This window comes from Niveibacterium umoris, assembly GCF_014197015.1.
Taxonomy (GTDB): Bacteria; Pseudomonadota; Gammaproteobacteria; order Burkholderiales; family Rhodocyclaceae; genus Niveibacterium; species Niveibacterium umoris.
The window spans coordinates 1,034,510-1,053,734 of record NZ_JACIET010000002.1 but is presented as its reverse complement, the minus strand read 5'-3'; the positions used below and the strand labels follow the sequence as shown (position 1 = coordinate 1,053,734).

24 protein-coding genes are annotated in these 19,225 nt (G+C 66.3%); 16 read left to right on the top strand and 8 right to left on the bottom strand.

Annotated features, from left to right (window positions below; genetic code table 11):
• From malF to GGR36_RS16815, 8 genes are all read left to right on the top strand, one after another.
• Complete coding sequence (gene malF / locus GGR36_RS16850) at positions 1 to 1,587, top strand: maltose ABC transporter permease MalF (protein WP_207064479.1); 1,587 nt, start codon at positions 1 to 3, stop codon at positions 1,585 to 1,587.
• Positions 1,588 to 1,724: 137 nt separating this feature from the next.
• Entirely contained in the window at positions 1,725 to 2,267 is a 543-nt protein-coding gene (locus GGR36_RS16845; RefSeq protein ID WP_183635944.1) for a hypothetical protein, read from the top strand.
• Positions 2,264 to 2,956 carry an ABC transporter ATP-binding protein gene (locus GGR36_RS16840; RefSeq protein ID WP_183635943.1) on the top strand — a complete coding sequence of 231 codons (693 nt, stop codon included), beginning with the start codon at positions 2,264 to 2,266 and terminating at the stop codon, positions 2,954 to 2,956. Before GGR36_RS16845 ends, GGR36_RS16840 begins: the two co-directional genes overlap by 4 nt.
• Positions 2,953 to 4,182 carry an ABC transporter permease gene (locus GGR36_RS16835; protein ID WP_221229596.1) on the top strand — a complete coding sequence of 410 codons (1,230 nt, stop codon included), beginning with the start codon at positions 2,953 to 2,955 and terminating at the stop codon, positions 4,180 to 4,182. The genes GGR36_RS16840 and GGR36_RS16835 overlap by 4 nt, the downstream gene beginning before the upstream one ends.
• Positions 4,175 to 4,924 (top strand): outer membrane lipoprotein-sorting protein, encoded by a 750-nt coding sequence (locus GGR36_RS16830; RefSeq protein ID WP_183635942.1) that lies wholly within the window; start codon positions 4,175 to 4,177, stop codon positions 4,922 to 4,924. Before GGR36_RS16835 ends, GGR36_RS16830 begins: the two co-directional genes overlap by 8 nt.
• Positions 4,921 to 6,141 (top strand): hypothetical protein, encoded by a 1,221-nt coding sequence (locus GGR36_RS16825; protein ID WP_183635941.1) that lies wholly within the window; start codon positions 4,921 to 4,923, stop codon positions 6,139 to 6,141. Before GGR36_RS16830 ends, GGR36_RS16825 begins: the two co-directional genes overlap by 4 nt.
• 86 nt (positions 6,142 to 6,227) lie before the next feature.
• Entirely contained in the window at positions 6,228 to 6,821 is a 594-nt protein-coding gene (locus GGR36_RS16820; protein WP_183635940.1) for a hypothetical protein, read from the top strand.
• Positions 6,822 to 6,884: 63 nt separating this feature from the next.
• Positions 6,885 to 7,778 (top strand): 3'-5' exoribonuclease, encoded by an 894-nt coding sequence (locus tag GGR36_RS16815; protein WP_207064478.1) that lies wholly within the window; start codon positions 6,885 to 6,887, stop codon positions 7,776 to 7,778.
• A gap of 182 nt (positions 7,779 to 7,960) precedes the next feature.
• Here GGR36_RS16815 and GGR36_RS16810 read toward each other — a convergent pair whose 3' ends face one another.
• The gene (locus GGR36_RS16810) at positions 7,961 to 8,404 is read right to left on the bottom strand and encodes an Lcl domain-containing protein (protein ID WP_183635938.1); all 444 of its coding nucleotides are present in this window, start codon (positions 8,402 to 8,404) and stop codon (positions 7,961 to 7,963) included.
• Positions 8,405 to 8,410: 6 nt separating this feature from the next.
• Positions 8,411 to 9,226 (bottom strand): outer membrane beta-barrel protein, encoded by an 816-nt coding sequence (locus GGR36_RS16805; protein ID WP_183635937.1) that lies wholly within the window; start codon positions 9,224 to 9,226, stop codon positions 8,411 to 8,413.
• On the opposite strand from GGR36_RS16805, the gene GGR36_RS16800 reads away from it, so the two are divergent.
• The 5 genes from GGR36_RS16800 (at position 9,195) to GGR36_RS16780 (ending at position 12,568) form a co-directional block, all read left to right on the top strand.
• On the top strand, positions 9,195 to 9,533 hold the full coding sequence (locus tag GGR36_RS16800; RefSeq protein WP_183635936.1) for a hypothetical protein: 339 nt from the start codon (positions 9,195 to 9,197) through the stop codon (positions 9,531 to 9,533). The genes GGR36_RS16805 and GGR36_RS16800 overlap by 32 nt on opposite strands.
• Before the next feature lie 20 nt (positions 9,534 to 9,553).
• Complete coding sequence (locus GGR36_RS16795) at positions 9,554 to 9,805, top strand: hypothetical protein (RefSeq protein ID WP_183635935.1); 252 nt, start codon at positions 9,554 to 9,556, stop codon at positions 9,803 to 9,805.
• 37 nt (positions 9,806 to 9,842) lie between these two features.
• Positions 9,843 to 10,532, top strand: a complete 690-nt coding sequence (locus tag GGR36_RS16790) for a glutathione S-transferase family protein (RefSeq protein ID WP_183635934.1) — start codon at positions 9,843 to 9,845, stop codon at positions 10,530 to 10,532.
• A gap of 178 nt (positions 10,533 to 10,710) precedes the next feature.
• Positions 10,711 to 11,433, top strand: coding sequence for a phosphate signaling complex PhoU family protein (locus tag GGR36_RS16785; RefSeq protein WP_183635933.1), 723 nt, complete (start codon positions 10,711 to 10,713; stop codon positions 11,431 to 11,433).
• A gap of 49 nt (positions 11,434 to 11,482) precedes the next feature.
• Positions 11,483 to 12,568, top strand: a complete 1,086-nt coding sequence (locus GGR36_RS16780; RefSeq protein WP_183635932.1) for a threonine aldolase family protein — start codon at positions 11,483 to 11,485, stop codon at positions 12,566 to 12,568.
• Between the two features lie 9 nt (positions 12,569 to 12,577).
• Here GGR36_RS16780 and rlmF read toward each other — a convergent pair whose 3' ends face one another.
• The 4 genes from rlmF to GGR36_RS16760 all read right to left on the bottom strand — a co-directional run bounded on the left by rlmF (position 12,578) and on the right by GGR36_RS16760 (position 14,773).
• Positions 12,578 to 13,537 carry a 23S rRNA (adenine(1618)-N(6))-methyltransferase RlmF gene (rlmF, locus tag GGR36_RS16775; protein WP_183635931.1) on the bottom strand — a complete coding sequence of 320 codons (960 nt, stop codon included), beginning with the start codon at positions 13,535 to 13,537 and terminating at the stop codon, positions 12,578 to 12,580.
• 87 nt (positions 13,538 to 13,624) lie between these two features.
• Entirely contained in the window at positions 13,625 to 14,008 is a 384-nt protein-coding gene (locus GGR36_RS16770) for a diacylglycerol kinase (protein ID WP_183635930.1), read from the bottom strand.
• A gap of 33 nt (positions 14,009 to 14,041) precedes the next feature.
• Entirely contained in the window at positions 14,042 to 14,290 is a 249-nt protein-coding gene (locus GGR36_RS16765) for a hypothetical protein (protein WP_183635929.1), read from the bottom strand.
• Positions 14,291 to 14,311: 21 nt separating this feature from the next.
• Positions 14,312 to 14,773, bottom strand: coding sequence for a hypothetical protein (locus GGR36_RS16760; protein ID WP_183635928.1), 462 nt, complete (start codon positions 14,771 to 14,773; stop codon positions 14,312 to 14,314).
• A 132-nt stretch (positions 14,774 to 14,905) separates the two neighbouring features.
• On the opposite strand from GGR36_RS16760, the gene GGR36_RS16755 reads away from it, so the two are divergent.
• Complete coding sequence (locus GGR36_RS16755; protein ID WP_183635927.1) at positions 14,906 to 15,826, top strand: LysR substrate-binding domain-containing protein; 921 nt, start codon at positions 14,906 to 14,908, stop codon at positions 15,824 to 15,826.
• A gap of 4 nt (positions 15,827 to 15,830) precedes the next feature.
• Here GGR36_RS16755 and GGR36_RS16750 read toward each other — a convergent pair whose 3' ends face one another.
• Together GGR36_RS16750 and GGR36_RS16745 are read right to left on the bottom strand one after the other, a co-directional pair.
• Positions 15,831 to 17,678 carry a glycoside hydrolase family 31 protein gene (locus GGR36_RS16750; protein WP_183635926.1) on the bottom strand — a complete coding sequence of 616 codons (1,848 nt, stop codon included), beginning with the start codon at positions 17,676 to 17,678 and terminating at the stop codon, positions 15,831 to 15,833.
• Between the two features lie 23 nt (positions 17,679 to 17,701).
• The gene (locus tag GGR36_RS16745) at positions 17,702 to 18,172 is read right to left on the bottom strand and encodes a c-type cytochrome (protein ID WP_183635925.1); all 471 of its coding nucleotides are present in this window, start codon (positions 18,170 to 18,172) and stop codon (positions 17,702 to 17,704) included.
• Between the two features lie 49 nt (positions 18,173 to 18,221).
• Between GGR36_RS16745 and GGR36_RS16740 the strand changes: the two genes are divergently transcribed.
• Positions 18,222 to 18,893, top strand: a complete 672-nt coding sequence (locus tag GGR36_RS16740) for a DUF4337 domain-containing protein (RefSeq protein WP_242533282.1) — start codon at positions 18,222 to 18,224, stop codon at positions 18,891 to 18,893.
• 161 nt (positions 18,894 to 19,054) lie between these two features.
• The gene (locus GGR36_RS16735) at positions 19,055 to 19,210 is read left to right on the top strand and encodes a hypothetical protein (RefSeq protein ID WP_183635924.1); all 156 of its coding nucleotides are present in this window, start codon (positions 19,055 to 19,057) and stop codon (positions 19,208 to 19,210) included.
• The last annotated feature ends 15 nt before the right edge of the window (positions 19,211 to 19,225 follow it).

Below are 19,225 nucleotides of genomic sequence, written 5' to 3'. Positions count from 1 at the left end.
ATGAACACACAGTGCGATGTCGCCCTGCCCCCGACGCCTGCCAGCCGACTCATGACGCGCGACGCCGCACCCTGGCTGCGCCTGCTCACCCGCAGCGCGCCGATCGCGCTGGGCCTGGTCAGCGTGCTGCTGGGGCTGCTGGTCACGCTGCGGCTGTATGCCACCGGCCAACTGCTGTTCGCCCTGATCGCGCTGGCGGTCGTGGCGGCGGGCGTATTCGTTTATGCGCACGCGAAGGCGACAGCCTGGCGCTTCCTTTTCCCGGGCCTGCTCGGCGCGACGCTGTTCGTCGTCCTGCCGATCGCCTACACCATATCGCTGAGCACCTCCAACTATGCCTCGCAGAATCTGCTCACCTTCGGCCGTGCGACGGAATTCCTGCTGACCCAGCGCTACCTTCCGGAAGGCGCGCAACGCTACGAGTTCGCGCTGCTGCCCGACGGCAAGAAGCATCGTGCCCGACTGGAAAGTGAGACCGGCGAGGTCTTTCTCAGCGAACCTTTCACGCTGGGTCACTCAACCGCGCCGGTCTGCGTCAGGCCAGTCCCGCAGGCAGACACCACCGGCGCAGCCGACACTGCCACCCTGGTGCGCGAAGTTGCCGCGCTCAAGACGCTGACGCTGCAGTTGCCCAACGGCAGCGTGGCGCAGATGTCCGGCCTCCGCAGCTTCGATGAGAGCCGCCTGCTCTACCGCCGCAACCCCGACGGCTCGCTCACCAATCAGCAGGATCAGTCACGGCTGCACGCGAACAGGCAGACCGGTTACTACGAAACCGACACCGGCGAACGGGTGGCGCCCGGTTTTGCGGTGTGGGTCGGTGCCGCGCAGTACCTGCGGCTGCTCACCGACGCGGGCCTCAGCGAACCCTTTCTGAAGGTCTTCGCCTGGACCTTTGCCTACAGCCTGCTCACCGTCGGGATTTCCTTCGCAATCGGCTTGCTGCTGGCGTCGCTGCTGAGCTGGCAAGAGCTCGCCTTCCGCGACACCTACAAGCTGCTCTACTACCTGCCCAACGCGGTGCCCGGCCTGATCGCAACCCTGATCGTCCGGATGATGTTCTTCACCAATACCGGCGAAGTGAACGCGGTACTCGACACCGTCTTCGGCATCCGGCCGGAGTGGTACGCCACCCCTGCGCTCGCCCGCACAATGGTGCTCATCGTCAGCATCTGGTTGTGCTTCCCGTACATGATGATGGTCTGCCTCGGACTGATCCGCGCGATTCCGCAGGATCTCTACGAAGCCTCGGCGCTGGCCGGTGCCGGCCCGATCGCGAACCTCCGCTACATCACGCTGCCCTTGATCGCGCGCCCGGCCCTGCCGCTGCTGATCGCGTCCTTTGCCTTCACCTTCAACAACGCCGGGCTGATCCTGTACCTCACCGATGGTGGCCCGAGCTACCTCGATACGCGCGAACCCATCGGCACGACCGACCTGCTCTCGTCCGCCGCTTATCGCATCGCGTTCACCGGCGGCAGCAACTTCGGGCTCGCGGCGGCCATCAGCGTGCTGCTGTTTGCAATCGTCGCAGTGCTCGCCTTTGCCAGCCTGAGACTGAGCAAGTCCGGCGAGCTGACCGACTGAGCTAACCCCCGCGGCGACACTCACGCCGCACCGCTGCATTTCGCCGCCCTTCGCCGTCGATTCGTCCCTTCGCTGCTGCCCGGCTTGAACGGCCGCGCAACACTGGTGCCATTCCCGCTCACCTCAGGAGTCGCACCATGAAAACCCGCCTTCGTTCCACCCTGTTCGCCGTCGCCCTGGCCAGCAGTTTCATCGTCCCGCCCGTGTTCGCGTACGACACCGCCGCGTGGCAGGCCGCGCAAGCCGACTTCCAGCGCGCCAATGCCGGTGAATCGGGTGCTGCGGCCGATGCCGCCGAGAAGTTCGCCAAACTGGTCGCGGCGGAACCCACCAACCCTCTGCTGCTCGCTTACCTCGGTTCGTCCGAATCGATGCAGGGGCGCGATGCAATGTTCCCGTGGAAGAAGATGAAGTTCGTCGAGACCGGCCTCGCCGATCTCGACCGCGCGCTGGCCCTGCTCAAGCCCGAGCATGCGCAAGCGCCCGCTGGCGGCGTGTCGGTCGCGAACGAAGTAAAGCTGACCGCGGCGAGCACCTTCCTCGGCCTGCCGGGCTTCTTCAACCGCGCTGATGCCGGCACCAAGCTCGTCAATGAACTGGCCTCGCAACCGGGCTTCGCGACGATGCCTGAGCGCTATCGCAGCGCCGTGCTCAAACTCACCGCCAAGGCCAAGTCATGAACACCACCCTGCGAGACAGTACCCCGGTGGTGGCGATGCGGGGGGTGAGCAAAGCCTACCGGCTCGGTGCCGTGCAGGTGCCCGCGCTGCATGCCGCGGATGTGGACGTGCGCAGCGGCGAAATGGTCGCGCTGACCGGCCCTTCCGGCAGCGGCAAAAGCACGCTGCTGCACATCGCTGGGCTGATCGACACCGCCGACGCGGGCAGCTACGCGCTGGCTGGCACCGCCACCATGCAGCTTGACGAAACCCGCCGCACACATCTGCGGCGCAATGCGATCGGCTTCGTGTTCCAGAGCTTCAACCTGGTGCCGGTAATGACGGTGGCCGAGAACGTCGAGTACCCGCTGTTCCTCGACGGCATGCCACGGCGCGAGGCACGCGACCGCGTTGCCGCGATGCTGGCGCGCGTCGGCCTTGCCGACCGCGCGAAGCACCGCCCTGACGAGCTCTCGGGTGGCCAGCGCCAACGTGTGGCGATTGCCCGTGCGCTGGTCAAGCAACCACGCCTGCTGATCGCTGACGAGCCGACCGCCAACCTCGACTCACACACTGCGGACGAAGTGATCGCGGTGATCCGCGAGCTGTGCCACGAAGCCGGCACCGCCTGCCTGATCGCCACCCACGACGACCGCCTGACGGCGCACTGCGACCGCGTGCTCGCGCTGCGCGACGGAGCCATCCAATGAGCACCTCACTGATCCGCTGGGCCAGCTTTGCGCTGCGCAACACCTTGCGCAACCGCCGCCGTTCGCTCGCCACTGTCACGCTCACCGCGCTGGGCAGTGCGGCGATCCTCATCGGTGGCGGTTTCGCGCTCTACACCTACGAATCGCTGCAGCAAGCCGCCGCGCGCGACACCGGCCACCTGATCGTGGCAACCAGGGATTTCTTCGACCGCGAGGAAGACACGCCGATGCAGTTCGGCATCGAACACTTCGACATACTGCGCGACACGCTGCTGGCGCACCGCGAAGTGCGCTACGTGCTGCCGCGGCTGAACTTCTCCGGCCTCATCAGCAACGGCGACAAATCGGTCGTGATGATAGGCAGCGGCATCGACCCGCAGGCCGAGTTCTCGGTGCGCGGCCCCTTCCTGCAACTCAAGTCAGGCAAGCTGCTGAACGAGGATTCCGCCAAGGGGCCGGATGTGCTGATCGGCGCCGACCTGGCGAAGAGCCTCAAGGCCGAGCCGGGCAGCGCGCTGACGCTGCTCGGCTCGACCACCGGCGGCGCCCTCAACGCCATCGACGTGAAGGTGCGCGGCATCGTCAGCAGCGGCGTGCCGGACATCGACAAGCGTCTGGTGCTGACCAGCCTTGCGACCGCGCAGGGTCTGCTTGTCACCGACAAGGTCAGCAGTGTCGGCGTGTACCTTGCCGACATGGAACAGACCGCCACGATGCGCGCGACGCTGACACCACAACTCGCCCCACTGGCGATGAAGACATGGGAAGAAGAGGCTTTCTTCTACAAGGCGGTGCGCGGGCTGTACGACCGCATCTTCGGCGGACTCGGTCTGGTCATCGGGCTGATCGTGGTGGGCGTCGTGGCGGGCGCAATGGCGATGGCCATCGTCGAGCGCACACGCGAGATCGGCACCCTGCGGGCAATGGGCACCTCCCCACTCCAGCTGGTGCGCGCCTTCGCGATCGAAGGCGCAGCGCTGGGCGCTGCCGGTGGTCTGCTGGGTGCGCTGGTCGCGGGCGGCGTCACGATCGCGCTGATGTTCGCCGGCCTGCAGATGCCACCACCGCCGGGGCGCTCGGTCGGCTACCCGCTGTTCATCACCTTCTCGCCCGAGCTGGCTGTGATCACGCTGGCGAGCGTGAGCCTGCTTGCGATGCTGTCGGCCGCCGTGGTCGCACGTATCGCCGTCAAGAAACCGATTGTGGAGGCACTGGGCCATGTTTGATCTGAACCTCATCCAACGCGGTCTGCTGCTGGGCGCGCTGGCCCTCTGCGCGAACGCTGCGCATGCCGAATCGCCCGAAGCCCTGCTCAAGCGCGCCGATGCCTGGCGCCTGTCGGCCGACAACATGAAGGTCGAGACGCGCATCGAGGTGATGAAGAACGGCGCGCTGGAGAAGGAACGCGACTACCTCGTCTTCCTGCGTCCCGGCCGCGAGTCGCTGGTGCTGATGCAATCGCCGGCCGAGAAGGGCCAGAAGGTGCTGATGAAGGCCGACGACTTCTGGATGATCCTGCCCGGCAGCCAGCGCCCGATCCGCATCACGCCGACGCAGAAGCTGATCGGCGATGCCGCGGCTGGCGACGTGGCGACGCTGTCATGGTCGGAGGACTACGCCCCCGCCCAAGCCGAAGCAGAGAAGTGCGACAGCGTGGCCTGCACCCACCTCACGCTGAAAGCAAAACAGGCGTCGGTCACCTACGCGCGCATCGAACTGTGGGTGGACACGAAGACCGCGCAACCGCTCAAGGCCGATCTCTACGTCGTCTCCGAGAAACTCGCCAAGCGCGCCAGCTTCGAGATCGGCACCCTGTATGGCAAGCCGCAGGTGACCAGCATGGTCATCGACGACGAGATCCTCACCAACCGCCGCACCGTGCTGCATTACCGCAGCCGCACCGCGTACGAAGCGCCGGAAGCGTGGTTCAACCCGATGTACCTGACACGCAACACGGTCACGCCATGAAGCGCCTGTTCCCCCTGGCGTCGCTCCTCGTCATCGCGAGCGCAAGCGCCACCGAATCGCCCGACACCACGCTGGACTGGACGCTGCGCGCGCAGGCCGAAACGCGCAGCGCCAACCCGGATTCGTCGCTCGCGCCGGCTGCGACGCTGCTCGGTGCAGGGCGCGACTGCGGCAGCGGTGAAGTACGCCTGCGCGGCCACACCGGGCCGGTCGGCTTCGCGGGCCAAGCCTGGGCCAGCGCCTGCGACCCCGGCGGCGCCGATCGCGATGGCCGCGTCGACGAACTGTTCTGGGAAGGCGAGGCCGGCCCGCTGCACTTCACCTTGGGCAAGAAGGTGGTGAGCTGGGACGTCGGTTTCGGCTTCCGTCCGCTCGATGTGGTGCAGCGCGAGAACCGCCGCGCGCTGATCGACCAGCAACTCGAAGGCGTGCCGGTGGTGATGCTGGAGCACTTCAGCGCACGCATGGCATCGACCCTGGTGTTCGCCAACCCCGGCAAGAGTGACGAAGCGCTGCGCCGCGACGAACAGGCGCTCGCGTGGCGCGGCTTCGCGCAAACGCCGGTCGCCGACCTCCACCTGCTCGGCCGCTGGGGAGCGCAGGAACGCGCGAGCCTGGGCGCCGGATTCTCGGCCGTGCCGCTCGATTCGCTCGAAGTGCATGGCTCGACCCGCTGGGGTCAGCGCGCCACGCGAACCCTGGCCGAATGGCCGGCAGGCGCTCCGCTCGTGAGCACTTCGCCATGGCACGATCAGGTCGGTGGTGCGTTCTGGCAGACGCTGGTTGGCGCGCAATGGACCGGCGAGAACAAGGTCTCGCTGCTCGCGGAACTGTGGTACGACGGCACAGCGCCCACCGCATCGGACTGGGATGCCTGGCGCGCGCGCAACGCCGCAATCGCCGGCTTCGCCTACGCGCCTGACTCCGCCCGCGCCGGCAACCTCGCGTGGAACGCACAGGCGCTCGGCCAGGTGAACCTGCAGCGCACCAACCTGCTGCTGCGCGCCGCCTACGGCGGCGACACCTGGCAACCAGAAGTCGACTGGCTGCTGACCGCCGCCGACGGCGGCAGCGTGCTCAGCGCATCGCTCGCCTGGCAGGGCGACCGGCTGCGCATCGAAGGCGGCCTGCGCACCTACCTCGGCCCGGTCGATGCGATCTACCGCCAACTTCCGGATCGCGGCAACGCGTATCTGATGGCGACGCTGCCGTTCTGAGGCGCGGCCATCCACTGGTCTGTGCTCGGTCAACCACGGAAACACGGAATCGAGTACACATCGCAGACCTGCAGATGGAACCGCCGATGAGTGCATACCCCAAGACCTCGCGAGTCGAACCCACGAACCACCAGGACATCGCCACGACGCCGGCGAACGCGGTTCGCAACCTTTATGCCGCACCATCGGTGCGGGTAACGGACTCCGACGAGCCTGTCCGCAATGTCCCCCGGACGGGCCCGACAATCGCGCAGCGGATCGTCTTCCTCCTCATCGCAGCCTACAGCGCGTTGATGGTGGCAATGGTGGGCTACTTCTTCGCCAGGCAGCTCGCCACCACGACCACGCTGCCGAGCTTGCTTGGCAAGCTCTTCGGCCTCTGGATCGTTTGTTCGGCCTACTTCTATCCGCTTCGGTCGGTTTGGCGCGCAATCAAGGGCAGCTTAAATGGCTCTCGCAACGGGGCATTGAAGGCCTGTGGCTTGGTTGTGGGGTCACTCGCGCTTTTCGTCGCTTGCGGCAAAGTCTTGGACCCCCAAGGCGAGGTTCTCAACGTAGCCCTGGGCTTCGTGATCATGACGATCCCGCATATCGTGGCAATCCTGATGCTTTGCTTTTCAAGGGTGCCCGATCCTCGCAGGCTGCGATGGATCGAACCCTCCGAACACTTTCCGCATTGATCTTCATCGCCAGATGGATCGGGTCGTGCGGCGCCGTCGCAAACAATCATCCTGAGGTTGCCAATGCGGGACATCCTTGCACGTCTGCTGTCGGCAGGCTCCAGATCCGTGCGCGATAACAGCGGGCCTGACGTCACGCCGCAGCGCCCGGAAACACGACCGCCTGGTGGCACCACGCAGCGCTTCTCCACACCGATCCACCTGAGCGATCCTGGCTATGACAGGGCAAACGCATTCCGCGTTTTCTTCGACACAGAGTTCACCCAGCTGCGCGACGGACAACTGCTGTCGATCGGCGCCGTAGCGCAGAACGGGAGCGAGTTCTACTGCGAGATCAGCAGTGCGGCGCTTGAGGCGGCATCGAACGCGTTTGTCCGCGCGCACGTCTTGTCGCAGTTTGGCCGGGTGCCCGGCGCGTCGGTTCCGAACCTTGCCGATCTGGGCACGCGCCTGGGCGAGTGGCTCGATCGCCTGCCCGCTTCGCCTGTGATCCTCTGCTATGACTACAAAACCGACTGGCGACTGCTCGAAGAGGCGCTGCAGTGGGCCGGCGTTTGGCCACGCGTGAGCGCCAAACTCAGAGCGGACGATATTGCCGACGACGCCTCGCACCCGGCATGCCGCGCTCAACGCGAGCAAACAGCCGCGGCAATGGAGAAAGCGGGCGACCTGAAACTGCATCACGCCCTTTTTGATGCGCGCTTGCTTCGGGCCGCATTCGAAGCGCTGCCTTGGGCCTCTGCCGACCTGGAGGCCGAGGTTTGCAGGCAGCTCGCGTGGGAGCGCGCGCAGACAATGTCACCAAGGGATTACCTTGCGGTCTCTGACATCCGCACACTACTCGCCAGCCTGCCCTCGGCGCGCTGGCGGGACCGACATCTGGACTGGTGGCTCAACCAGGTGGCTCAGCTAGACGCTGCACGTCCGCAGTCATCAGAAGCGCCTGAGCTGAAGTGAGCCCAGAACGGCACTGACACCCCGGGCATGCCCTCGCCCTGCGAGAAGAGATCCCCCTGAATCTGCAGCACGCAGCCGCCTGCGGGGTGCACATTCAGCATTGTTGCGCTTCGACAATCATCATCGCCCGACCGATCGGCGCATTCACGGCGCGCTGCACACCAGCAGGCCACGAACGACCGTCACCCTCCCCGCACGCACAGCGCACGGCCGTAACTGCCACCCGTGGTCGCGCTCAGATCGCGCCGACCGATGTCGAGGTTGTAGCCCCAAGCCTGCGACGTGCCGCTACGCTCCCCGCTCCAGAACCAGCCACCGCTGAGCACGAAGACTGACGCGGCATGGCAGAAGTTTCCGCCGCACGCGACGGACTCGGCCGGGTCGTACAACGCTTCGAGTTCGTCGATGGACGGAAGCCGCCATCCATCGCCACGCGCAGCACACTCGTTCACAGCATCGGGCCAGGAAATCTCGGTGCCGTTGTCACTTTGGCGCCACGCCAAGCCGCTGCGCGGGTCCGTCACGATGCCATCGTGCAGGGCGTAGCGTTCCGCAGACGCCACGTTCGCGAACCCCAGGCAGGCGATGAACAGCGCCCCGCGCAGCGACCACTTCCCGTGTCTCACGACAGATCAGAACGGCACCGACACCCCGAGCATGCCCTCGCCCTGCGAGAAGAGATCCCCCTGAATCTGCAGCACGCAGCCGCCTGAACAAAACAAACCACCACTGCTGTTGATCAGCGTGGAATAGAAGCGGCCTTCAAGGCGCAGCGCGGCGTGCTTGCCAAGCATGAACTGGTAGCCCAGACCCACGTTCATCGACGGTCGTAGTTCGTTGCCATAGCCCTCGCCGTCCAGCGCCAGCAGCGTGCCACCGATGCCGCCGACCACATAGGGGCCGCTGCCAACCGGGCCTTCGAAGAAGTAGGTGCCGCCAAGATGAAAGTAGGTGACAGACAGCGGCAAGGTTGCGGCGGTCTTTGGCGCTGCGCTTTGCGTGTAATCGAGATGGGAGCGCTGGTGCGACAGGAAGAGCTGCAGCTGCCGATTGCCGTCATACGGCAAGTCCAGCGCGATTGCGCCAGTGCCGGAACTCTCCACTTTCAAGTTTTCACCGGTGGTGGCGTTCTGGAAATCGCCGCCGCTGCGGAACGCGCCATACGCGGTGATGGCACTGTCGGCCGCGCGAGCAGGGGCTGCCAGCGCGAGCACAGCCAGCGGCAGGATGCAGGAGAGTCTGATCTTCATGATGTTGCCTGTCAGCGCGGCCATTCCGCAGCCGGATTCTGCCGTGCGAATCGCATTGCTGGCGAGCGCGAGTAGGCCCGCCTTGCGCCAACCCAAATCCAGCGCTCGCGCCCCTTGCCCCACGGCCCTAGAATGCAGCGACCTCTTCGCTACAGGAAGCATCGCCATGCGCCTCGCCCTTCGCACCTGGATCGCCATGCTCGCCGCACTTTGCCTCGCGGCCGCATGCGTGAGCAACCCGGCACCGCCGGCGCCGTCGAAGTACGAGCGTGCCTGGAATGCCGCGTTGGGCGGCGTGCAGGATGCCGGCGTGACGATCATGCACGCGGAACCGAACAGCGGACTGATCCGCGGCACGAAGAACGGGATCGACGTAACGGTGACCGTCACGCGCCTGCCCGATGGCGCGGTGAAAGTGCAGTTCGACAGCCAGGGCGAAACAAAGAACGACCCGCAACTGCCGGATCGTTTCGCGCAAGCCTACGAACGGCGCATGGGCCGCTGAGCACACGGACTGGCGCACCGATGCGACGCCCGGTCAGCATCGTCACCGCCCTCTGCGCGCTGGCGGCCGGCGCGTGCGCGCGCAACCCGGACGCGGATCTGTGGGACTGCCAGTTCGCCGTGCAGAAGGACAACGCCGGCCGCTCGGCCACGGATATCGCCGAACGCGAACAGAGCATCGCCGCCTGCATGAGCGAGCGCGGTTACCACCTCGATCCACGCTACAGCGCCTGCACTACGGGGTCCGTCACCCCGCATTGCTATCAGAAGTAGCCACGATTCACACCATCGGAACGCGAGCCCCAAGCACATGATCACCGTCCACCACCTTGAAATGTCGCGCTCGCAGCGCATCCTCTGGCTGCTGGAGGAACTTGGCCTGCCCTACAAGATCGTGCTGTACGAACGTGATCCGAAGACACGCCTCGCACCGCCGGAACTCAAGGCAGTGCATCCGCTGGGCAAATCGCCGGTCATCACCGATGGCGATCTGACGATCGCCGAATCCGGCGCGATTCTCGAATACCTCGTCGAGCAATACGGGCAGAACCTGACCGGTGACCTCGCCGCGCTGCAGCCCGCCGCGGGCACCGAAGCGCGGCGCCAGTGCCGCTTCTGGCTGCACTACGCGGAAGGCTCGTTGATGAACTGGCTAGTGATGAAGCTGGTCTTCATGAAGATCCCGACGCAGCCGATGCCCTTCTTCGTACGACCGATTGCCCATGCGATCTGCGCCATGGTGCAGAAGAAGCTGGTCGACCCGAACGTGCAGACCGCGCTTGCCTTCATGGAGGCGCACCTTGCGCACAACACCTGGTTCGCTGGCGAAAACCTGAGCCTTGCCGACTTCCAGATGAGTTTTCCGGTCGAAGCGGCGCTGGCGCGCGGTGGCGACGCGTCGCTGTACCCGAATCTCGTGGCCTACAAGGCCCGCGTCGAAGCGCGGCCCGCCTACCAACGCGCAATCGCAAAGGGCGGACCGGTTCTGCTGACCGACTGATCCGCGGAAGCCTGCATGCCGGGGCCAATCCCAAGCCTGATCTGCGGGTATCGGAGCTCGCCCCTGGCACGCGCCACCTGTGGCCTGTCAGGTCCGTAGCGCCGCCGTCACACAAATCCGCGACGCGCACTGGATAGAATGCAAAGACCATTCGCGGCACGACTCCAGCACCTGATACATGGCCAACCACATCCTTAAAAAGTTCGACGCCGACCTTGGTGCGTTGATCGCGCGCCTTTTTGAACTTGACGACCTGGTCGCCGCGCAGTTCGAACACGCGATGACGCTGCTGGTGAAGTGTCACCGCGAGCATGGGCCAGAGGTTATCGCGCTCGAAGAGCGGATCAACGCCTTGCACCTCGCGATTGACAATGATGCCGCGCAGCTGATCGTGCAGCACCAGCCGAACGCGAGCGACCTGCGCGTCGTGCTTGCCACCACGCGCATCGCGGCCGAACTCGAGGAGATTGCCAATGCGATCACCCGACTCGGTGGGTCGGCAGACCGCATCCATCGCGCCGGACGCAAGGACATTCGTCACCTCGATAGCCTCGACGCCCTGCGTACTGCGGTGCAGTCGATGCTGCAGGACTGGCGCGCCGCGTTCTCTGCCCGCGACGCTGCGGTGGTCGCAAAGTCGGCGCGGGCGTGCGCCGCAGCGCAAGAAACGTGGCAGGAACTGGAAGCGCTGCTGGTCGAGAGCCTGCATGTCGCGCACACCGGCCTGGGCCCACATCTCGGTGTCGAAACCCTGCGCATCGCCGAAGCGCTGCGCGAGATCGCGGAACGCGCTGCGCTCATCGCCGCTCACGTCGCCTACATGGCGCGTGGTGAAGACTATCGTCATCGCTCACCCGAGCAACTCGATCAGATCTTCCCGGCTGCAGTACCTGGCGCCTGACGCCCGCGTTCGCACACGCGCGCCTGAAACCCACACCCTCGAACCAACGATGCCCACACCTGAAGCGCACTACACCAACATCCTCTCCGGCGCCGGACCGCGCCGCGCGATGCGCGACGTGCTGCATGAAATCGCCGATTCACTCGATGACAGCGCCTACCTCGACAACTACGGCGAGGGCGAATACCTCGCCGCTTTCGAAGCGGAGGTCGCCGAGCTGTTCGGCAAGGAGGCGGCCGTCTTCCTGCCCTCCGGCACGCTGGCGCAATTGATCGCACTACGGGTGTGGTGCGGGCGGCGCGGCAACTTCAGCGTGGCGATGCACCCGAGCGCGCATCCGGAGTTCGCCGAACATGGCGGCTATCACTTCCTGCACGGCATGCACCGCTTGCAGTTTGGCGCGCCGGAATTCGCAGCCGAGCGCATGCCCACCGCCAAGGATTTCGAAGCCCTCGGCCAGACGCCCGGTTGTGCCTTGCTGGAACTGCCCTGCCGGCCGCTAGGGGGTCAGCTGCCGCCGTGGGACGACCTCGTCGCCACTCGCGACTGGGCGCAGTCGCGCGGGGTGCCGCTGCATCTGGATGGCGCACGGATCTGGTCCTGCCGCCCGTTCTACGGCAAGACCTACGCCGAGATCGCGGCGCTCTTCGACAGCGTGTACGTCTCCTTCTACAAGGATCTCGGCGGCCTCAGCGGCGCGATGCTGCTGGGCAGCGCGGATTTCATCCGCGAGGCGCGGGTGTGGCAGGTACGACACGGCGGCCGGCTGCGCACGCAGGGGCCATTCGTGGCGGCGGCGCGCACCGGCATGCAGCGGACGCTGCCGCAGATCGACCAGTGGGTGGCCCGCGCGCAAGCGGCGGCGGATATCCTCTCGCGCTTCGACGCGATCACGATCAACCCGACCGTGCCGCAGGTGAACTTCTTCCAGCTCTATATCCGTGGCGACGCCGCCGCACTCACCGAGCGACACCATGCGCTGGCGAAGGAAACCGGCATCTTCCTGTTTCACGCGCTATCGCCCACCGTGGTGCCCGGCCTCGCGCGCACCGAGATCCACTGCTGGGCGCCGGCAATGGACTTCGACCTCGACCGCCTGGCGCCCTTCGTCGAACGCCTGTTGGCGGCGGACTGAGCGGCCCGCTCAGGCGCGCCGCTCGTCCTCGTCGAAGTAAGTCCAGGCGAGGATGCGGCTGCGCTTCTGCCCTTGCGCCATCTCGATCACGCGGTGCTCGCGCGCACCGACCGCGCGCAGCGCCCGTTGCGCCACCGGGATGGTCGTCGCCTTCGAGACGAGCGAGCTGAACCAAAGGCACTGTTCGCTGTAATCAGCGCTCTCCGCAATCATGCGGCGGATGAAGCCTTCTTCGCCGCCGGGGCAGTGCAGTTCCGCGCCGTGCCCGCCGAAGTTGAGTCGCGGCGCAGCACCAGCCGGATCGGCCTTGCCAAGGTTGCGCCACTTGCGTTCGCTGCCCGCACGCGCTTCGGCCAGCGAGGCATGGAAAGGCGGGTTGCACAGCGTCAGGTGGAAGCGTTCGCGCTCGCCGATCATGCCGCGGAAGATCGCGCGCGCGGTCGGTTGAAAGCGCAGTTCGATCGCGTCGGCGAAAGTCGGGTTCGTGTCCAGCGTCGCCTGCGCGCAAGCCAGCGCATCGCGATCGATATCGAAGCCGACAAACTGCCAGCCGTATTCGCCATGGCCGATCAGCGGGTAGATACAGTTCGCACCGACGCCGACATCGAGCACCCGCACCGCGCCGCCAGTGGGAATCTCGCCAGCATGACGCTCTGCCAGCAGGTCTGCGAGGTAGTGCAGGTAATCGGCGCGGCCGGGAATTGGCGGGCACAGGTATTGCGGCGGCAGATCCCAGCCGGCGATGCCGTAGTTGAGCTTGAGCAGCGCACGATTCAGCGCGCGCACCGCGGCCGGATCGGCGAAGTCGATCGAATCGTCGCCATACGCGTTGCGGGCGACGAAGCGGGCCAGATCCGGGCTGCACCCGATCAGCTGCGCAAAGTCGTAACGGCCGCGCTGGCGGTTGCGCGGGTGCAGGCCCTGCTTGCTGGCGGGCAGTGGAACAGAAGCGTTGGACTTTGAAGGCATAGGCAGACCGGGATGTTCCGCCTTGCGGCGGCAAGCCGGCATGGTAAAGCACGCAGCAGCCGGGGCCGATGCACGCCTGCATGCGTTTCAGAGCCGCGCCCAGATGCGGGTGGCCTCGAATGCAATCACCAGTGCCCACATCACGATGCTCACGCCCACCGCCGCGGCAGCGATGTCTTTGATGATGCCGATCTTGTCGTTGTGCCGCGCTTCGACGAAGTCGCACAGCGCTTCGATGGCGCTGTTGAACAATTCGGCCATCAGCACCAGGCCCGTCACCAGGAGGATCAGGACGACATCGACCCAGTTGCGCAGCAGGAAGGCGCCCACCAGCACGACGGCCGACAGCACCAGCTTGTAGGCGACGCTGAAGTCGTAGGCCACCGCGTAGCGCAAACCGGCGACCACCGTGCGGCATTTGCGCAGCGGGTGGTAACCCGGCTCACCGGTGCCGAGGAACTTGTTGCGCATTGCGATTGCCCTGCGAAAGCGACGCGCCCTGCTTCAAAGCTGCGCGATGTCGCGATAGCTGCGCAGGCGCCGGTCGAGCACGCGCACCTCGTCGCGCGGTGGCGGTACCGCGGCGGCGCGGACGGCATCGCTGAAACTCACCCGGAACGCCTCCTCGATCTCCGGCGCGTCCGCACGTTCGTCGCGCGGGATGCGATCGCGACGGATCGCCAGATCCCGCAACCACGGGGATCGGACCAGGCCGGGGGTGACGAGTCCTGGCGGGCGATCCGCAACGTTCATGGGCGTCAGCGCCGAGCCAGGTCAGTGAGGAACCGCCGGCATGGTCGAGGTGCCGCGATCAAGGCGGCGCCAGTGAGCCGTGTTGGCGACGTCGTACAGATCGAGGCCCCAGGACGCCATCGCATGGCTCACCAGAACCGCCTCGCCTTCAGCCAGGCGGCCATCCGCATTCACGATGTCGAGCACCGCACGCAGCATGCGCTTGCGAATCTGCGGGTCACGGATGTCGTCGAGGAGCGCGTCGATCGTCTCTTCATCCAGCTCCACCTGGCCGGACGGGCCTCGGTTCGCAGACACCAGCATGTCTTCGCAGAACTCACGCACGACCCGGTCAAAACAGGCCTGGTCGAGCCCGAGGCGGGTCACCACCTCGTGGCGTTCGAGGGCTTCAATCTCGTTGAGGTCAATGGCGCCGTCGGCGAGCAATGCAAGGGCGACAAGGCGGGCTTTGGCTTCAGGGCTATCAACGGCGTAATGGCGCATGAAAAGTCTCCAATGGTTGGCGTCACGGCCAGGGCCCGGCTCACGGGCACTGCTTGGGGACACAGCATGCCCAGTACGCTCCATTACATCCAATTAAACAATTTGTGCTATTTCATTTGCTATTCTTAATACATGCCACGTCGCCGCATCACCTTTCGCCAGCTTGAGAGCTTTGAAGCGGTCGCCCGCCACCGCAGCTTCACCCGCGCCGCCGATGCCCTGCATCTGACCCAGCCCGCGATCTCGATCCATGTGCGACAGATCGCCGACGTCCTTGGCTTGCCATTGTTCGAGCAGAACGGACGCGAGGTATCGCTGACCCCCGCGGGCGAAGAGTTGCTTGAAACCGTGCGCAGCCTCGACGACGTGTGGAACCGCTTCGAGTCGGCGATCGACCAGCTCAAGGGATTGCGGCGCGGCGTTCTGCGCGTCGCGCTGGTCACCACGGCAAAGTACTTTCTGCCGCGAATGCTGGGTGCTTTCTGCCAGCGCTACCCGGACATCGACATCCAGCTTGAGATCGCGGGCCGCGACCAGATCGTGGCGCGCCTGCGCAACAATCTGGACGATCTGTACGTGATGTCCCACCCGCCGGCTGATCTGGATATCAAGGCTTACCCGTTTCTCGACAACGAGTATGTGGTGATCGCCCCCCACGACCACTGGGCGGTCGGGCAAGCGGTGAGCCTGCGGGCACTCGCGAACGAACCCTTCCTGCTCCGCGAGGCCGGGTCCGGCTCGCGGATCGCGATCGACGAGCATGTGCGGGGCGCAGGCCTGACACTGAAAGTCCGGCTCTCGCTCGCAAGCAACGAGGCGATCCGGGATCTGGTCGCAAGCGGCCTTGGCCTGGCGGTGCTGTCGCGCCACGCGCTCGGCGATTCAGGCAGTCAGCCCGGAATCGCCGTGCTAGCGCTGACCGACTTCAACCTCAGGCGCCCCTGGAGCGTCGTGCACCTGCGTCACAAGGTGTTGTCGCTGCCGGCCCAGGCCTTTCTCGACGCGCTGCTGCACACCGGGCTGAGCGCGACACCCGCGCCCCCGACGACCTGAACCCTCAGCCCTGTCGCTCGAACATCGGCAGCGCATCGAGCGGCGCAGGGTAGTCGCGCAGCCAGCCGCCAGCGAATTCGGCTTCGCGCCAGTAGTCGCGCCAGCGGCCGGGCGGCAGCCAGATGTCGCGCGCCGTCTGGCCCTCGCGCAGCACCGGGGCGACCAGCAGATCGTCGCCGAGCAGGTACTGGTCGGCGATCGCCGCGGCTTCGGCGCGATCCGGCGCGGCCCAGATCATCGGCCGGATCGGTGGCGTGCCATCCAGCGTCGCTTGCCGTGCGGCGGCAATTCGGCGCGGGGCGAGCGCGACATGCAGGTCGGCATAGCGCCGGCAGATCGCGTCGACAGCCTCGCCCAATTCCCAGGGCGGGATCGAGAACTGGATCGCCAGCATTGGCGCACAGGCCTGGGTCCAGCGAATCATCAGCTCGGGCGATACGGTGTTGCCGTAGGCGTTGCCGCCCACCATGTCGGGCAGCACGAAGGGGTAGCCGACCAAGCCCAGCGCGAGGGCCTGCGTGACGACGGAGGCCAGGCCGTTGTCCTCACCCCAGGTGCTGAACTTGTCCCACTGGCGGTAGAGGATCGCGTTGCGCTGCCCGCGCCAGCCGCAGCGGGCTTCGCCGTAGGGGAAGTGTTCTGCGGCGAAATCCGCCCACAGCCGGCTGTAATCGCTGCGCTCGATCGGTGTATGGGTGACTGCATCGGCGGGGAGAAAGTTGGCTTCGCCGGCGTCGAACTTGTAGCCCGCGATGCCGGTGGCGGCCTGCAGCGCCTTGAGCTTCGCCGCCCACCAGTCGCGCGCAGCAGGGCTCGTCAGATCGAGCAGGCTGGCTTCGCCCTGCCACCAGCGCACCCGGTAAGGCGCACCGTCGGCATGGCGTACCACATGGCCCAGCGCTTGCGCCTCCGCGGTGTTCGCGGCGCCTTCGGCAAGGAAGGGTGTGATCCACAGCGTGGTTGCGAAGCCCAGTTCGCGCAGTGTGGTGACCAGCCTAGCCGGGTCGGGGAAGCGTTGCGGGTCGAAGTCGGTGGCGCCGTAGGCGGCCTGCCAGCGGTCGTCGATTTCCAGCGTCGCACCGGGGTAGCCGTGGGTGCGGATCGCGTGGGCAAACTCCAGCACACGCTCGGCGTTGATGTCGGCCTTGTACTTCGCCCAGGTGGTCCAGATCGGCGCGGCGAGCAAGGGTTCGGCCGGCGTCACCGCAGGGTGGCCGATCACGACCAGCGCCTCGCGGTAAGCAGACGGCAGGTCGGCGGCGGCGATCAGGCGCAGCCGCGTCACCTGCGTGGCGTGCAGCACCAGCCGGCGCACATCGGGGTCGGCCGCCAGCGCCGGCCGCGCGCCGTCGGCCTCGAACACCGAGACCCACTCGCTGCGGCTCGCGACGCCACGCGGGTTGATACCGGCGTGCAGGGATTCGCTGAGCGACTCGGCCTGGATCGCAATGCCGTTGGACGCCAGCCACAGCGCCTCCTGAATGCAGCCGTGACCGGCGGGGCCGTTGTCCCAGCTCATCAGCGGCGCGGGTTCGAGGCTCACACGATCGAGCGGAAAGGCCTGCCGCACGAAGCTGCCCTGCCCGTACCAGTGGGCGTGCGGCGGCAGGTCGATCGACAGGCCGGCGCCGGCAGGCAGGTGCAGCGTCCAGCCCCAGGCTTCGCGCTGGCCGCGGATCGTGAAACCGCCGCCGTGCAGCGCAAAGGCCTCGTCATCGGTCGATTCGGCCGAGGCACTTTCGCCCGCCGCAAACAACTCGGCCAGCGGGCTCGCGTAACGGTAGAGCGTGCAGAGCGCGCCGTGCAGGCGGACAACGACAGCATCGGGAATCGATGCGGGCGCAGGTTGCATGGCGCCTCCTCAACTCATGAACGTCAGGACTGCCGGAACTGGTCGTGGCAGCGGGTGCAGGTCTGCTCCAGCTTCTTCGTCGCCGGCTTCAGCGCGTCGAGCGAGCGTTGGTGCGAGGCAGCCACCAGCGCATCGGCATCGTCCTGAACCTGCTTGGCGAGCTGGTGGAAGGCTTCCGGGTTTTGCCACACCGCATCCTTGGCTCGGCCTGCGTCGCCCGTCTTCATTTCGGGGAACCAGGCCCAGGGCTGGCGGCTGAGACGCTGCAGGGTCTCCGCCTCGCGGATCGCGGTGTCGGCGTCGTAGTCCTTCTTCGCCTTCACGTAGTCCATCAGGTGTTCGCGGGTCTTGGTCATCTCCTTGAACACCTTGCGGCGCTGGGCGACAGGCGAATCGGGGTCGAGCCGGTTGCAGGCGGTCAGCGCGGTCAGCGCGGTCAGCGCGGTCAGCAGGGTCAGCAGCAACAGGGCAAAACGCAGCGGTGAAACGGACATCGGGAAACTCCGGAAACGGGCGGGCCGGAAAGGCGGCATCGAGCGCGCCATGATGCCAGCCGCCACGGCGCGCCGCCGACGAAATCCGCTCAAAGTGTTTCTGCCCGCCCCGCCAAACGGAATCAGCCGCTACCATGCCGCCCGCCGCCGCATGGGCGGTCTGTACGAACCCGACACTGGATCAGGCACGATGACCGAGGAAAAGAAGGAACCCTGGCTTAACCACATGGCGCTGGCAACCGTAGTGCTGGCGGTCTGCGCAACGCTGTCGACCTTCAAGGGCGGCGGCTTTTCGACGCAGAGCGTGATCAACCAGACGCTGGCCTCCGACCAGTGGGCCTTCTACCAGGCCAAGAGCACCAAACAGCACCTCTACCAGCTTCAGCTCGAACAGCTGCAACTGCAGAAGATGCTGGTGCCCGCCGGCAGCCCGGCGGTCGAGGCCTTCGACCAGCGCATCGCCGATTACGCCCAGCGCATCCGCACCTACGACACCGAGCGCAAGGAGATCGAGCAGAAAGCCCGCGCACTGGAGGCCGAACGCGATGAGGCCAAGCGCCACGGCCGGCCCTTTGGCCTTGCGGTGATGTTCCTGCAGGTCGCGATCCTGCTCAATTCGATTGCCGGCCTGATGAAGCGCAAGCGGATCTGGTGGGCGGCGCTGCCGGTCGGTCTGGTCGGCATCGTGTTCTTCGCGGACGGATTCCTGACCTTGTTCTGAGCCAACGCGGGCGAAAACCGGGCACCGATCAGCCCCGGTTTTTGCAGTTCAGCCCCGCCGGGCTGCAGTTCGTCGCAGCCCGGCTGCACCGCGTCCGGGCCCCGCCTAGAGTGCGCCTCATCGGCTGCTACCCGCCGCCGACACCCGAAACGAGGCCCACCATGAACGGCTCCACCCTCTTCGCCCTGCTCGTTGCCGCGGCCATCCTGCTGCTGGTCAACGTCGCCTTCGGCAGCCCGCTGCCGCCCTTCCCGGGGACGCACTCGGGTATCGTCGCGGTCTCGGCCGCCCCCATCCTGGCCCACAAGGCCTGCTGAACCCTCCACGGAACA